Annotated in this window: 10 protein-coding genes, 1 tRNA gene and 2 pseudogenes; 3 read left to right on the top strand and 10 right to left on the bottom strand. The window is 59.5% G+C overall.

Translation table 11 applies throughout. The annotated features are described in order from the left end of the window. Positions 1 to 505: pseudogene (gene obgE, locus EN879_RS08175) on the bottom strand (GTPase ObgE); the annotation flags it as partial. Positions 506 to 639: 134 nt separating this feature from the next. Between obgE and EN879_RS08170 the strand changes: the two are divergent. Next, complete coding sequence (locus EN879_RS08170; RefSeq protein ID WP_013529066.1) at positions 640 to 1,509, top strand: endonuclease/exonuclease/phosphatase family protein; 870 nt, start codon at positions 640 to 642, stop codon at positions 1,507 to 1,509. A 7-nt stretch (positions 1,510 to 1,516) separates the two neighbouring features. On the opposite strand, the gene EN879_RS08165 is transcribed toward EN879_RS08170, so the two are convergent. The 4 genes from EN879_RS08165 to EN879_RS08150 form a co-directional block, all read right to left on the bottom strand. Beyond that, positions 1,517 to 2,047 carry a GNAT family protein gene (locus EN879_RS08165; RefSeq protein ID WP_027163447.1) on the bottom strand — a complete coding sequence of 177 codons (531 nt, stop codon included), beginning with the start codon at positions 2,045 to 2,047 and terminating at the stop codon, positions 1,517 to 1,519. A gap of 21 nt (positions 2,048 to 2,068) precedes the next feature. Continuing rightward, the gene (locus EN879_RS08160; protein WP_024502874.1) at positions 2,069 to 2,656 is read right to left on the bottom strand and encodes a GNAT family protein; all 588 of its coding nucleotides are present in this window, start codon (positions 2,654 to 2,656) and stop codon (positions 2,069 to 2,071) included. Positions 2,657 to 2,776: 120 nt separating this feature from the next. After that, complete coding sequence (rpmA, locus tag EN879_RS08155) at positions 2,777 to 3,046, bottom strand: 50S ribosomal protein L27 (protein ID WP_013529063.1); 270 nt, start codon at positions 3,044 to 3,046, stop codon at positions 2,777 to 2,779. Positions 3,047 to 3,143: 97 nt separating this feature from the next. Then, complete coding sequence (locus EN879_RS08150) at positions 3,144 to 3,824, bottom strand: 50S ribosomal protein L21 (protein WP_013529062.1); 681 nt, start codon at positions 3,822 to 3,824, stop codon at positions 3,144 to 3,146. 404 nt (positions 3,825 to 4,228) lie between these two features. Here EN879_RS08150 and EN879_RS08145 point away from each other — a divergent pair. Beyond that, positions 4,229 to 4,318: transfer RNA gene (locus tag EN879_RS08145), tRNA-Ser, on the top strand. A 114-nt stretch (positions 4,319 to 4,432) separates the two neighbouring features. Then, positions 4,433 to 5,755, top strand: a complete 1,323-nt coding sequence (locus tag EN879_RS08140; RefSeq protein WP_063169217.1) for an integrase — start codon at positions 4,433 to 4,435, stop codon at positions 5,753 to 5,755. Positions 5,756 to 7,208: 1,453 nt separating this feature from the next. On the opposite strand, the gene EN879_RS08135 is transcribed toward EN879_RS08140, so the two are convergent. The 5 genes and pseudogenes from EN879_RS08135 to EN879_RS08115 all read right to left on the bottom strand — a co-directional run. Next, a complete protein-coding gene (locus EN879_RS08135; RefSeq protein WP_082826564.1) occupies positions 7,209 to 9,110 on the bottom strand; it encodes an EAL domain-containing protein in 1,902 nt (633 codons plus the stop codon). A gap of 175 nt (positions 9,111 to 9,285) precedes the next feature. Further along, positions 9,286 to 10,467, bottom strand: coding sequence for a 5-demethoxyubiquinol-8 5-hydroxylase UbiM (gene ubiM, locus EN879_RS08130; RefSeq protein ID WP_024502870.1), 1,182 nt, complete (start codon positions 10,465 to 10,467; stop codon positions 9,286 to 9,288). Positions 10,468 to 10,747: 280 nt separating this feature from the next. Next, positions 10,748 to 11,365 carry a hypothetical protein gene (locus EN879_RS08125; RefSeq protein ID WP_063169219.1) on the bottom strand — a complete coding sequence of 206 codons (618 nt, stop codon included), beginning with the start codon at positions 11,363 to 11,365 and terminating at the stop codon, positions 10,748 to 10,750. 728 nt (positions 11,366 to 12,093) lie between these two features. Then, the gene (gene ccoS / locus EN879_RS08120; RefSeq protein WP_081714250.1) at positions 12,094 to 12,249 is read right to left on the bottom strand and encodes a cbb3-type cytochrome oxidase assembly protein CcoS; all 156 of its coding nucleotides are present in this window, start codon (positions 12,247 to 12,249) and stop codon (positions 12,094 to 12,096) included. A 5-nt stretch (positions 12,250 to 12,254) separates the two neighbouring features. Beyond that, a pseudogene (locus EN879_RS08115) lies at positions 12,255 to 13,313 on the bottom strand (HAD-IC family P-type ATPase); the annotation flags it as partial. Between the last annotated feature and the right edge of the window lie 145 nt (positions 13,314 to 13,458).

Here is a 13,458-nt window from a genome sequence, read left to right as displayed (position 1 = left end):
GGTCGGGCTGCCCAATGCCGGCATCGGCGATCAGCTTCAGCCGCAGCCAGATGTTGAGCTCTTGCCCCGGCAGGCCGGGATTGGCGCGGCGCGGCGCCTGGTTCGTCGAGGTCTTGAAATGCTGGTTGCCGAAACCGCCATTGCCGCCCTTGGCCAGCAGAAAGCGCTGTCCGACCACGGTCAGGTCGCAGATCAGCGTCTCGTTGTCTTCTTCGAACACCTGCGTTCCGGCCGGCACTTTCAGCGTGACGTCGGCGCCCTTGGCGCCGGTCATGTTGCGGCCCATGCCGTGGACGCCGGTCTTGGTCTTGAAATGCTGCTGATACCGGTAGTCGATCAGCGTGTTCAGCCCGTCGACCGCCTCCAGCCAGACATCGCCGCCGCGGCCGCCGTCGCCGCCATCCGGCCCGCCGAACTCGATGAATTTTTCACGCCGGAACGACACCGAACCGGCGCCGCCGTCACCGGAGCGGATGTATACCTTGGCTTGATCGAGAAATTTCATGAGATTGTACAGTTTCTACTAGTGGCTTTGCGGCATTGCTCTAAACCTTGGCCCTTGCTCTAAACCAAGGCGCGGCGAAGGGCGAGGCCGTTTTGTGACAATGGCCATGTGGGGTTGGCCGGAGAGACGTCGGAATGAAGCTTGTAACCTACAACATCCAGTACGGCATCGGCCTCGACGGGCAGTACGATGTCGGGCGCATCGCCGATGCCGTGCGCGGCGCCGACGTGATCGCTTTGCAGGAGGTGACCCGCAACAATCCTCGGAATGGCGGCCGCGACATGGTCGCCGAGATCGGCGAGGCGCTGCCCGACTATTTCGCCGTCTATGGCAGCAATTTCGAGGCCAATATCGGTTCGCACATCGACAACGGCCGTGCCGTCACGAAAACCTTCCAGCTCGGCAACATGGTGCTGTCTAGGACGCCCATTCATCTGTCGCGCAACCTGCTTTTGCCGCGCAGCCGCAGCTTCGAGATGATGAACTTCCAGCGCGGCGCGCTGGAAGCGCTGATCGAGACGCCGCTTGGTTTCATCCGCTTCTATTCCATCCATCTCGATCACCGCAGCCCCCTCGAACGCGCCAGCCAGATCCAGTTCCTGCGCCAACGCATGCTGAACTATGCGCTCGAAGGCGGAGCACTGTCCGGCGTCGCCGAGATCGGCCTGCCGGAACTGCCGCATCCCGAAGCCTTTGTCGGCATGGGCGATTTCAACATGCTGGCCGGCTCACCCGAATATGTCGAACTCGCCGGCCGGCCGGACCATGAATTCGGCATGCCGCTGACCGCCGACTTCGCCGTCGATGCCGCCTTGCGGCTGAACGCCACCGGCGACGATCTCATCAGTTGGGTCGATCCCAAGCAACCCACCGATCCCAGCCGGCACAAGCGCATCGATTATATCTTTACCAGCGCTTCGCTTGCCAGATCCCTGCAGCGTCTGTGGGTCGACCGAAAGGCAGTCGGCTCGGACCATCTGCCGGTGTGGGTCGAACTGGGCTGATGGCCATTCATCTGGCGGCGTTTTCGCGTTCGACGATCGCCATCATGATCGTATCGCGGTATTCCCCGTCGACATGGACGGCATCGCGCTGCACGCCCTCCCTGACAAACCCGACCTTGTCGTAGAGAGAGATGGCGCGAGCATTGTCGGAATGCACGGAGAGTTCGATGCGGACGAAACCGGCCCTGCGCGCTTGCGCCAAGGTTGCATTGATGAGCCGCAGTCCAAGCCCTCGCCCCCGATAGGGAGGAACAATCCCCATCCCGAGGGAGCCGCGATGGGCATGGATGAGCCGATCATGGCGTGAGATGTCGCACCAGCCGACGACCTCGCCACGAACAACGGCCACGAACCCCGGATCGCCTCTCCCGATACGATCCATTGCGAAACTTCTGACTTGATCCAGCGGTGGCGCCTCAAGGAAGGACAAGTACTTTCGCTCACGCGCTACGACATCGAGCGCGCGATGAAAGCTTTCGATATCCCCAGGCGTCATCGGCGCGATCGCGGCCGTTTCAATATCGCTGCTGTCGACCATTGGTTTGACCGTCGTCATCCATCAGAAATGCACCCAGTTCCGCAGGCTGGTCCAGGTCTTGCGATCGAGCCGGTAGCGCTCGACGGGAACCTGGCCGGCGACGATCGAGTTCAGCATGCCCTGGCCGGCATACTGGAACCCGCACTTGTGGATGACGCGGCGCGAGGCCGGATTGATGACCCGCGTCGAGGCATGCAGGACCTGGATCGACGTCCTCTGGAAGGCGAGATCGACCAGCGCGTGCGCTGCTTCCGTCGCATAGCCCTTCTTCCAGTGCGGCTCGCCGATCCAGTAACCGAGCTCCAGCCCGCGATCGGTGGTGTTGAGGCCGGCGCAACCGACGAAGGTGTCGGTGCCGGCCAGCGTCAGGGCATAAGCAATGCCGGCCCGGCGCGATTTGGTCATGGCCAGGAAAGCGCGCGCCTCGGCCTCGCCATAGGGGTGCGGCATGCGTGCCAGCATTTCGGCGACATGGCGGTTGTCGGCAAGCTCGACCAGCTGCGCGATATCGCCCTCGTGGGGCGCCCGCATCACCAGCCGCTCGGTGACCAGCACCGGGCAGTCTATCGCGTAACTTTCGTCTTCTGAGTCTTCCGCTTCGGCAACCATTTGAAAGTCCTCCAGGCACAAGAAAAAGGGGAGATGGAAACCCATCTCCCCTGATCCTTTTCCTGGCTTTGCCAGACACCGGTTCCCGAGATGGGCGCCGGTGTTCTAGTGCGGAACCGGCTACTCCGCGGCTTTGGCAATCGGGTTGACCGATACGTAGGTTCGGCCGTTGGCTTTTTTGTTGAACGTCACGGCGCCGGTCTCGAGCGCAAAAAGCGTATGGTCCGTGCCCATGCCGACATTGACGCCGGGATGCCACGTGGTGCCGCGTTGACGAATGATGATGTTGCCCGGGATGACGGCTTCGCCGCCGAACTTCTTCACGCCCAGACGCTTGGAATGCGAGTCGCGACCGTTGCGCGACGAGCCGCCAGCTTTCTTGTGTGCCATCTAACTAACTCCGTTGCGCCGCAAGGCGCCTAAAAGGCCTTATGAACGCGTTCGCGTTCCGTTTCAAGTCCGATCCGGCGACCTGGTCGCCAGAAAATTACTTCGCCGCCAATTCCTTGGCCTGCTCGCGCCAGTCCTTGATCTGGTCGGCGCTGAAGGGCATGTGCTCGTCGATCTTGGCGACATCCTTGTCGGTCAGCTTGGCGAGCTGCGCGAAGGTGATGATGCCCTGCTCGTTGAGATCCTTGGCTGCGACCGGGCCGATGCCCTTGATCACGGTCAGATCGTCCGGCTCACCCTTGGGCGCCTTGAACAGCGGCGCTGCCGCGGTCTCGGCTGCCTTTGTCTCGGCTGCCTTGGCCTTGGGCTCCTTCTTCGGCGCGGCTTCCGCCTGCACCTCGGTGGCGGCCTCGGCCTTCACCTTCTTCGGCGCCTTGACCGCTGCCGTCTTCGTCGGCTTGGCGCCACCCAGCAGGATCTCGGAGATCCGCACGGTGGTCAAAAGCTGGCGATGGCCGATCTTGCGGCGCGAATTCTGCCGGCGGCGCTTCTTGAAGGCGATGACGGTGCGGTTCTTGCCCTGCTCGACGACTTCGGCGGTGACCACCGCGCCGTCGACGAACGGCGCGCCGAACGTGACATTCTCGCCTTCGCCATGTGCGAGGACGTGGCCGATCTCGACCATATCGCCGACAGCGGCTTCGAGTTTTTCGATCTTCAGGAGATCGTTGGCGGCAACGCGATACTGCTTGCCACCCGTTTTAATGACTGCGAACATTTTTTGCCTTTCGCTGTTCGGTCGGCCTTGATGAGCCGCCTCTGGCGGTTCAGCCGTCTTTTTGTCAGTCTGCGGGTTCAAAAAACAAGCGGCGCGGAAGAACCCTCCACGCCGATTGCGCGCTGTCCCTAACCGAAGGTTGAGTGCGAGTCAAGGCAAACAGCTGTTGTCGGGACTGTTGTTGGCGGCCGAAGGATCGAGCGTGTCAGCACGACTGCACGACGTGACCGTCGTCGAGGCAAGCACGCGTGACTGGTTACCAACCTACCCAGGCCTCGCCGCCGCTGAACCGTCGCGAATCCGCTGCTTGCCCGGCAAGCCAAATAACTGACGGATTGGCCTTGTAACCTGCCCGTTCAGCCGTTATCTAGTGCGCCGCGCCGGCAACGGCCGACCATGACCGCGGAGAGGTGGCAGAGTGGTCGAATGCACCGCACTCGAAATGCGGCATGGGTGCAAGCCCATCGGGGGTTCGAATCCCTCCCTCTCCGCCATTTAGCTTCCATAAAAATCCTTTCCTTTCAAAAGCTTCCTTGTTGCGCTTGACCAGCACGAAGCGAAACATATCTTAGACTGTGTAACAAACTGTGTAACATTAGAGAAAGATAATGCGACGTTCCGCAGCGCCAAAGCCGCATAAACGTGAAGGCATCTGGTATCTCGTCCGCAGGGTGCCGAAGGAATTCGCGGCGTTTGATCGCCGCTGCCTAGTACGCATTTCCACGGGCGTCGCCGTGGCTGACGATCCCCGCGGTGTACGGGCGCGAGATGCAGTGCAAAGCCTCGGCGCGGGGCTGGAGGCGTATTGGCGTAGACTGCGGGAAGGCCAATCCGCCGAGGCGGGGCTGCGTTTCGAAGCCGCGAGGAAGCGCGCGCGGTCATTTGGATTGGCCTATCGCACTAACGAGGAACTAGCAGCGGGGCCGCTCGACGAACTCATGGCCCGTATCAAGCTGCTCCTCGACAAAAAATCGATCGAGGACGCGCAGGACGTCTCGGCCGTCATGGGTGGGGAGAAGCGGCCAGCGGTCCGCCTGAGCGGTCTTATCAAGGAATTCGAGACGATCGAGCAACAGAACTTGCTGACCATGTCGCCCAACCAAATCAAGAAATGGCGTAACCCCAAAAAGCGCGCAGTTGCCAATCTGGTTGGAGTCATTGGCGACAAGGAGATCGCAAGCCTCACTCGGGACGACGCAATCGCGTTCCGCGAGTGGTGGCAAAAGCGGATCGTTGAGGATGGACTTGATATCGGTACGGCCAACAAGGACATCGGCCATGTTTCGAAAATGCTGCGCGTCGTCGATCTGACTCACCAGCTCAAGCTGGAGCCGGTTTTTCGAAACCTGCGTCTTTCCGGCGCCGTCCCCGGGCAACGCGCTGCGTTCACAGCGGAGTTCATTCAGGAGAAGATACTCGCTGAAGGCGCGCTCGACGGACTCAATGACGAAGCCCGCCATCTAATCTATGTGATTGCCGATACCGGACTCAGGCTTTCTGAAGCGGCAAACCTCACCACCGAAACAATCCACCTCGATCGAGAAATCCCGCATGTGCGGGTGCGCCCCAATGGCCGTCGCTTGAAGACCGGTCATTCAGCCCGTGACATTCCCTTGGTTGGCGGCGCACTTGCAGCCATCAAGCTCCATCCGGACGGCTTTCCTCGTTATCGCGACAAGGCCGCGTCACTTTCAGCGCTCGTCAACAAGGTGCTCGCCAGCAAGGAACTTCTGCCGACTTCCGAGCATAGTCTTTATAGCCTGCGACACACTTTCGAGGACCGGCTGACGGCAGTTGAGGCGCCGGAGAAGGTAATTGCTTCTCTGATGGGCCACAAATGGATCCGGCCCAAATACGGCGCGGGACCTTCGTTAGCGCAAAAGCGCGAGTGGCTCCAAAAAATCGCTTTTACCCCGCCCGGGCGAATGTGATTGCGGCGCCATCCAGGCCTTGAGAACCAACCTCACGGCTCCAGCTGTCCGAGCCATTTAGGTTGAGCGTGGCCAGCACGCGCTGCGCTCGCTCGCGATTTCCGAGCTTCCGCCGCATTTGTTCGACCTCGTATTCCAGCCTTTCGAAGGTCGGTATATAGGCATCTCCATGCCGGATGACCAAGTAGGCGGCAACAGCTAGACACCATTCTAGCTCCGTGGCCGATGGATCGGAAAAAGGGGCGACGCCATACCAAGACGAGCAACGCCTCTCGAGGGCTTCCGAACTAGGCAAACGGCCAGCATGTGGCATGGGAAAGAAACCTATGCCTGATCGACGAACCTAAAGTGCTCACGAAGCTTGACCGGTACGCGGGCCATCGGAGGGTTCTGCCTAAAACCGCCAAAAATTTTGAAACACCCATTCATCCGGCTCGAATTCAAAGGGATCGGCGATTTTTGGGTTATGGCTTGCAAGCATAGTTCAGCCCAGACAAGAACGCCTGATATCTTGTCGTGCACTGTCACCCTGCCAAATATGGTGCCGGCGACAACGGCAGTTTGGCGAGCAGAAGAATTCCCGAGACTGAGACGTTCTACGGCTTGGCCCATGTTCGCGCTCCTCCTCGATTGGAGACAGGATGGGCCATATGGAAGCGAATAAAAGGAGGTTGGTGACGAGTCTCGGTAGTGGAGTAGAAACGGGTGGAAAAGCTTGCGCTATTCGCCATCGGCGCCGCTAAGCGCATTTGAGAGAAGGGGCAGCGATCGCCAAGAGATGACGTCCGATCGCAAGCCGGCTAGAAATGCGACAGTGACGCGCCTTTTTTGGCACGACCTTAGCACCCGATCGGGCCTCAGCTGGTCGTCGTTGCGCAGCCGATCGGGTGCGATTTTTATAAAGCTCTCTTGGCTTTAGCTTTGAGAGCCCGTCATCGAGACAAATGCAAGGGAACGGTCCGCCCCCTGGGGACATTCGACATGCCGTGGCAGCTTCCTATGGTGAGCCAGCGCATTCCGATACACGTTTTCCGCGCTCTACCGTTGCTCCAGCACCTGTGCTGAGGCTGAGCGCTTGATCAGGACCCGACCGCTGCTGTTGCGGGATGGTGACTGGGTTGAGGTCGCGAAGACCTTGACCGCGGGTACGTTGTTCATCCCGATGAGCGCTGAGCCGAGAAGCAGCCAAGAACGCTTCCCGTAATCGAATCCTACGGGAACCGCGAAACCAGCGTCCAAAGGACGCAATTCTCCGACGTCGTTCACTCAAGCTCATCTCGCAACTTGAACGCTTGTATGAAGCCGCTGCATGTGCGCCGGTGGACCGGATTGCTGCTATCCAAACCACGTGCTCAGTTTCGCCCCCGTAATAACTCTACCGTCCGAAACGGCTTTCGCGCGTCAGGTCCACCCCACATGAAAGTTCCGCGAGCAGCACGGACGGAGAGGCCGGTCACAACTCCTTCGCGTGCTCTTTTACTACCGAATCAAGTGCCAAATGGAGAGGCACTGCCTTAGAGAACAGGAAGCCCTGCGCGGTTCTGCAGCCAAGCTTGTACAGAGTTTGCCGATCTGCCTCTGTTTCAACGCCCTCGGCCATGACCTCGATCCCGAGCGTCCTACCAAGATCAATCACCGCTTTGACAAGCAGCCGATTCTCCCGGGACTTGGCTAAGCCGCGAACGAAGCCCTGATCTATTTTCACCTTCCTGATCCGACTGTCCTTGAGCGATGCCAACGTCGAAAAACCGGTGCCGAAGTCATCGAGCGCGATAGAAATGCCAGCATGTGAAAGCCGGGCGAGCTTTTCATCCACTCTGTCCGGATCCACTGGGGCTTCTTCGGTAATCTCGATGTCGAACATCGTTGCAGGGAGGTCTTTTGCCGCCAGACCATTAAGAATCATCTCGTCAATATCGCCAGCTTCCAACTCGCACGGTGAAACATTCATCGCCACACGAACATCACGACGGTCAGCTTTGACCAAGCCCTCGATAAGAGCGCAACAGTCGGCGAATACCGTTTGAGTTAGCAGCTGAAGCATTCCAGTTTCGCGTGCCGCTGTCATGATCTCGGGCGGAGAAATGGGACCGTGAAGCGGGTGAGACCATCTTAGCAAGGCTTCAAAACTGACGACGGCTTCAGTTTCGAGTCTTACGATTGGCTGAAACCAAGCGACCAAGCTTCTCATCGTTATCGCCGAATGAAGATCGCGTTCGATTGACTGGCGGCGTTGCAACTCCCGGGCTAGCTCGGCATCGAACAGACAAAATTCATTCCTGCCGCGGCGCTTAGCTGTGTAAAGGGCGATGTCGGCCCGCAACAACATTTCCGTTAGTCCGGGGTTTTCAGCCAAGTAGATTCCTATAGACGCTCCAATGCGGACTGATGCGATCCCAGGATAGGGGCGAGCAAGCTTGGCTATGAGATTGGACGCGAGATTGGTGGGAGAAGGAGAATTCTTTCGCGAAGAAAAAACCAGCACGAATTCATCCCCACCGATGCGGGCGAGCGTTGAGCCCTCCGGTGCTTCTTCCTCTATTCGGCGGGCGATCCTGGCAAGCAGCTCGTCACCCGTTCTGTGACCGTAGGTATCGTTGACAGATTTGAACCCGTCCAGATCAATCAGCATGGCCACAAAGGGTCCATCGGTGTTCTCAAACTGATCGATTGCATGTTCGAGGCCCCGCCTGTTGAGGAGCGCGGTAAGATGGTCCTCCCTGGAATTGCGCTCCATTTCCGCGGCAAGCCGCTCGGCTTGATGTCTCAGGCGGCTCGCGTCACGGAAGCGCGCTTGTCCAACGAACGAGGATCGAACCAGGCCGCCCTCGAAAAGCAGGACGGCAAAAGCCAGAATGTAGTTTTCCGGGGCTCCCTTCGTCAGCAAACATGCGGCGGCAATGAGGAGTGGCGGTGTGATGAAGCATATCGCTGCCGCAGCATATGAGCTGCCGTACGTGACCGCGCCAGCTGAAATGCCCGCCAGAATTATTAGATGCAGCGATGCTTGAGACGTCGTGTATCCAGCCGTTAGGACGGCAAGGAATGACCAGGTGAATCCCGCCAGAAGAGCAAGCCTGCCAAACCAGCGAAGCCGCAGCCAAACCCGTGTCAGATCATCCTGGACTCCGGGTTCCTTCAGCTGATGACGGGCGAGTGCAAGGCGGGCGGCATTTATCGCATTAACGACCGAAAACCAGGCCGCGCCAGCAAGACCGTTCCCGGAAAGGGCCTGCACGGTCAAAATCAGCCCGGACAGCACAATGCTTATCGGCATTGAGACGAAAAGGCCTGCCCTCAGATCAGCGAGCTGGTCCTGAAGGATTCTCGCCTCCAGCGGATCTTCTTTTTCCAAGGCTGGACGGGTCAGCTTGCTTACTCCTGCTTGTCCGCAGCCTATGCAGCCCCCCTGAAGGACGGGTTAATTCTTCAATCGGAGATCAGCGTCGGGGAGCAGGATTACTCCGGTGCATCATGCACTCTCTCATCGCTCGCCCAGCACGCGCAAAAATGCGACTGCTGGTGCAGTATCACCGCTGGAGCTCCGCCGAAATCCCATGCCGGACAAGGGGAACATGTTGGGCAAAGCGAAGCCCCAGATGCCTTGCAAGCCGTGCCGCCAGGTGGTCTCTGGAGTAGAGTCCAACCAATATGTTCGTTGCATGGTAGAGCGGCGCCGCCGACAGGCGCAGCCGCCTTTCGTATATATGCAGCATGTCGGGGTCGCCAACATTGCGGCCGTCGCGGCACGCAGTCATGATTCCACGGGCGAGTTGCTTCTGGCTGCTGAGACCGATGTTGAATCCGTGAGCGGTCACCGGGTGCATGCCGATGGCAGCGTCGCCGATGAGTGCGGCGCTCGGCGCCCGGAATTTGTGCGCCCAGGTCGTGACCAGCGGATAGGTGTGGCGCTTGCTTGCCAAGGTCATTTTTCCAAGGCGCCCTCGACACCGTTTCGTCAACTCCGACAGGAACAAATCATCATCGAAGGCAAGCAGTCTATAGGCCTCGTTTGAGCGCAATGTGAGCAGCAGCGACGACATGCCCTCCGCGAGGGGCAATATCGCTATCGTCTGATGGTGATCGAACCATTCGATGGCGATCTGGTGGTGGGCGCGCTCGTGCCTCACTCGGCAAATCAGCATCGAGTGGCCAAGCCGGTTGATATCGGCGCCGATGCCTAGCAGATCACGCGTGGCGGACAAACGCGAATCCGCGGCAACAACCAGCCGAGCAGTTAAACGCGCGCCATTAGAGAGCGTTACGACTGCTCCTTCTTGGCTGTTTGTTGCATCGACGACCGAGTGGCCGCACAACAGCCGGGCGCGATCCTGCAAGCGGACGATTTTGAACAGCGCCTCGCGGATCCGGCAATTTGGAACCAAAACCCCCAGCGGTTCTCCAGAGTTGCTGGGAGGATCGAAACGAAGAGCGAATGCGCTCGAGCCGTTGAGCACGCGCGCGCCTTGAAGTGCTGATTTGTCCGAAGCCGGGATGACATCCCAGGCGCCGAGCTCGCGAAGGGTTCTGATCGAAGCGTTGGTCAGCGCGATTTCGCGACCATCGAAAGCCGGATTCGCCAGACTATCGAATGTGTTCTGTTCAACAACTGCCACCTTGAGTTCGCTTTGGGCAAGCGACGCAGCGAACGAAAGGCCGACCGGGCCGGCTCCAACGACAACGATGTCAAAATTATCGTCAGAGCCCATCAGCGTGCCGCCATCCGGTCGCCTATCCTCGTGTAACGGTGGAACTGAGCCGAGTGACATGAGCTCCGTGCCCGCCGCATTGCCTAAAGGCGCTGGGCCGGGAGATTCGCATCGATCGGCAACGAAGCACTCAAAGCGCTCAGAGGTGGATGCGGCTAACCGATCCCGCCCTTTCGCCGCGCAGCCGCGCAGATCGCCGCCAGCAAGCGAGACACTCGCGACGCTGGTCAGCGACGGCCGCGCCGCATCGATCGCCACATTCCACCTGGAACCCTTGCGCATACTACTCACGCTCCACGACGTCGAAGCGGGCTCTCTTGCGAGGGTGAGGGTATCGAACGTAGCGCTCTCTCTCGTCATCCCAGCCAAGGTAGCGGAAACTTTTATCCACGACCGCGCATATCTCATCAAGAACCTGCTGCATGGCTTCGATGTCGATGTCCTTGCAATTCAGTCGCCGATAGAGCAAAGCCCACGCGGCGACATAGTCGTCGAAATAGCGCGCGTCACTCGAACCAATGATCAACTTCGGACGGTTGATCGATTTCGAAAACGCACGTCCCAACCCCGATGATGCTCCGCAGCACGTTGACATCACGAGGATCTTCGGCGCTGGATGCGAGCCCTGGAACATTTTTACGAAGTCAGCCCAAAGAAGGCCACTTCGCCCACTGGACGAAGCGATCCCGTCACCATTGCCGTGCCCGGCGATGTGAAGCACGTCGCACTCCGCCTCCATCGCTCGTACTACAGCCTCACCAAATTTCGTTCGGTTCAACGCCATTTGGAGCTCCGCGCGGATGTTGACAGCCTTTAACAAGTGCTGCACGATCGGTCCCTCTTGCCTGTCGGCGAAGTAGTCATTTGCATTGTGGCAGTCGATGATGTGTACGGTGTTCATGGTACTCCAGCCGCTTGTTCGTTCATCGTCGTGACGAGCGGACACCACGCGCGCGGAACCGCGTGACGTGCGCTGGGTTCCGGTACCGTCGCATAGCCTCAAGGCGCGGGCCGGGAATCGGGATGGATCGGCAACGACGCACACAACCCATCAAAGGCGAAAGCTGTTGATCGGCCCCCTGTCCGCGCAAGCCACGCGGATGGTCAGCCAGCAAGCGAGATACACACGACGCCGGTCAGCTAATGGCTGCGCCGTAAGCACAAGGCATGGCCGACCACACGACAGAAAACCCAGAACCGTGAAGGTGCTGATAATGACGACCAATCTTTCCGTAAGTCATGCATTTCTCCGTCGAAGACTGGTCAATAGACCACGCCGATGAGTATGACCCTGATCTGGATCAGCCAGACATGACCAATCGGCACTGGCGGTTCACGGTCAGGTGATCGACCGTGACGTTCCACTTTGGAACCCGTGCGCACATTGCCAAGCTCTCGTCCGGCCACGCGAGGTACTCTCGTGGCATCACACGCCTCATACTGGGTGCAATGGGAGGCAGTCCTTCGCACGACAGAGGCTTTTCACAAATGTAGTGTGCAGCTTAGGTCAAGATGGTCATGGAGCATGGAGCATGGAGCATGGAGCATGGAGCATGGACAGCTTGTTCCCGACCGAGCCGGCTCGACTGACGAGCGCGATCCGCGCATCTTATGCACAGCGGATTGAAATCAGCGTTCCGGTTTGTCGTCCCGATCAATTAGTATCCGCTCGGCGGCTCCGTCGAGATCTTCGTATTGACCGCTTCGCAATGCCCAGACGAAGCCGGACACACCCAGTGCACCCAGAAAAAGGGCCACTGGTATGAGATAGAGCAACGTCGTCACGAGGATTATGCCGAATAGCTGACTGCGGAGCGTCCGACTTTTTGAATAACTTGCAGCGTCGCATTCGCCCCGAAGCCGTGCAAGCGCAATGCGTTTCCAATAACAAGCACCGATGAGGCAGACATGGCAATCGCCGCTAACAAAGGCGTGGCGTGGCCCAGGATGGCGATCGGCACGGCGACGGCATTGTAGACGATCGCAATCGCGATGTTCTGGCGGATCAGGTGTCCCGCCTTGCGCGAGACGTCCAGCGCGAGAGGCACTGCCAGAAGGCTTTCGCGCAGGAATACGAAGTCGGCGGCATTGCGGCCAATGTCGGCGGCGGTGGCCGGAGCGATCGAGACATGCGCCGCGCTCAGCGCCGGCGTGTCGTTGAGGCCGTCGCCAACCATCAGAACCTTGTGTCCGTCTTTCGCCAGGGTCTCGATGCGCTCGACCTTGCCCGACGGCAGCAGGCACGGAACGAAGTCCTCGACACCCAGCATTCTTGCAACTTCACCGCAGGCACCTGCGGTATCGCCCGACAGCATTTGCATCGACACCCCAGTATCGTTCAATCGCTTGATCGCCGCCGCCGCGTCGGCGCGCAGCGCATCCTCGAAATCGAAGGTCGCGACAATGAACCCGTCTTTTGTCAGCACCGTTCCGCCATAGCCATGGTTGCCTTCACCACCGGTCCGGGCCTTCCATCCAGCCCATCCGCGTCGACCCAGCCGCCAGATGCTTCCGGCGACAGTGGCTTCGATCCCGAACCCCGGATGCTCTGTGACGGCATCGAATTTGTGTTGCCCGCCAGGAGCGGCAAAGCCGGTTATGGCCTTTGAAAACGGGTGACGCGAGTGCGCGGCCATGTCTGCCGCGATTGCCAGCATGGCCGGATCGATCGACGATGCATTGAGGAGCCGGGGTTGTCCGAGCGTGAGCGTTCCGGTCTTGTCGAACACTGCGTTATCAATCGTCGCCAGGCGCTCCATGGCCGAACCGTCCTTGACCATGATGCCGTTCTCGAACAGACGCCGCGCGGCGACCACCTGAACGATCGGTACGGCGAGGCCGAGCGCGCACTATCGCCGCATCGCTGATCGCGTGTCGGCACTCTACGCGCCCGTGGTTCATCTCACCGCCTTCGTGACATTCCTGGGTTGGATGGCGGCGACGGGCGACTGGCACCGGGCGATGACGATCGCCATTGCCGTTCTGATCATCACC

This window comes from Mesorhizobium sp. M7A.F.Ca.AU.002.02.1.1 (assembly GCF_003998535.1).
Classification (GTDB): Bacteria; Pseudomonadota; Alphaproteobacteria; order Rhizobiales; family Rhizobiaceae; genus Mesorhizobium; species Mesorhizobium ciceri.
The sequence above is the reverse complement of the archived record's forward strand: the minus strand, read 5'-3'. Positions and strand labels throughout refer to the sequence as shown.

What these genes read in the sequence shown, in the direction of transcription:
- EN879_RS08170 (WP_013529066.1), top strand. Translation starts at nt 640, where the DNA reads ATGAAGCTTGTAACCTACAACATCCAGTACGGCATCGGCCTCGACGGG.
- EN879_RS08165 (WP_027163447.1), bottom strand. Translation starts at nt 2,047, where the DNA reads ATGGTCGACAGCAGCGATATTGAAACGGCCGCGATCGCGCCGATGACG.
- EN879_RS08160 (WP_024502874.1), bottom strand. Translation starts at nt 2,656, where the DNA reads ATGGTTGCCGAAGCGGAAGACTCAGAAGACGAAAGTTACGCGATAGAC.
- rpmA (WP_013529063.1), bottom strand. Translation starts at nt 3,046, where the DNA reads ATGGCACACAAGAAAGCTGGCGGCTCGTCGCGCAACGGTCGCGACTCG.
- EN879_RS08150 (WP_013529062.1), bottom strand. Translation starts at nt 3,824, where the DNA reads ATGTTCGCAGTCATTAAAACGGGTGGCAAGCAGTATCGCGTTGCCGCC.
- EN879_RS08140 (WP_063169217.1), top strand. Translation starts at nt 4,433, where the DNA reads ATGCGACGTTCCGCAGCGCCAAAGCCGCATAAACGTGAAGGCATCTGG.
- EN879_RS08125 (WP_063169219.1), bottom strand. Translation starts at nt 11,365, where the DNA reads ATGAACACCGTACACATCATCGACTGCCACAATGCAAATGACTACTTC.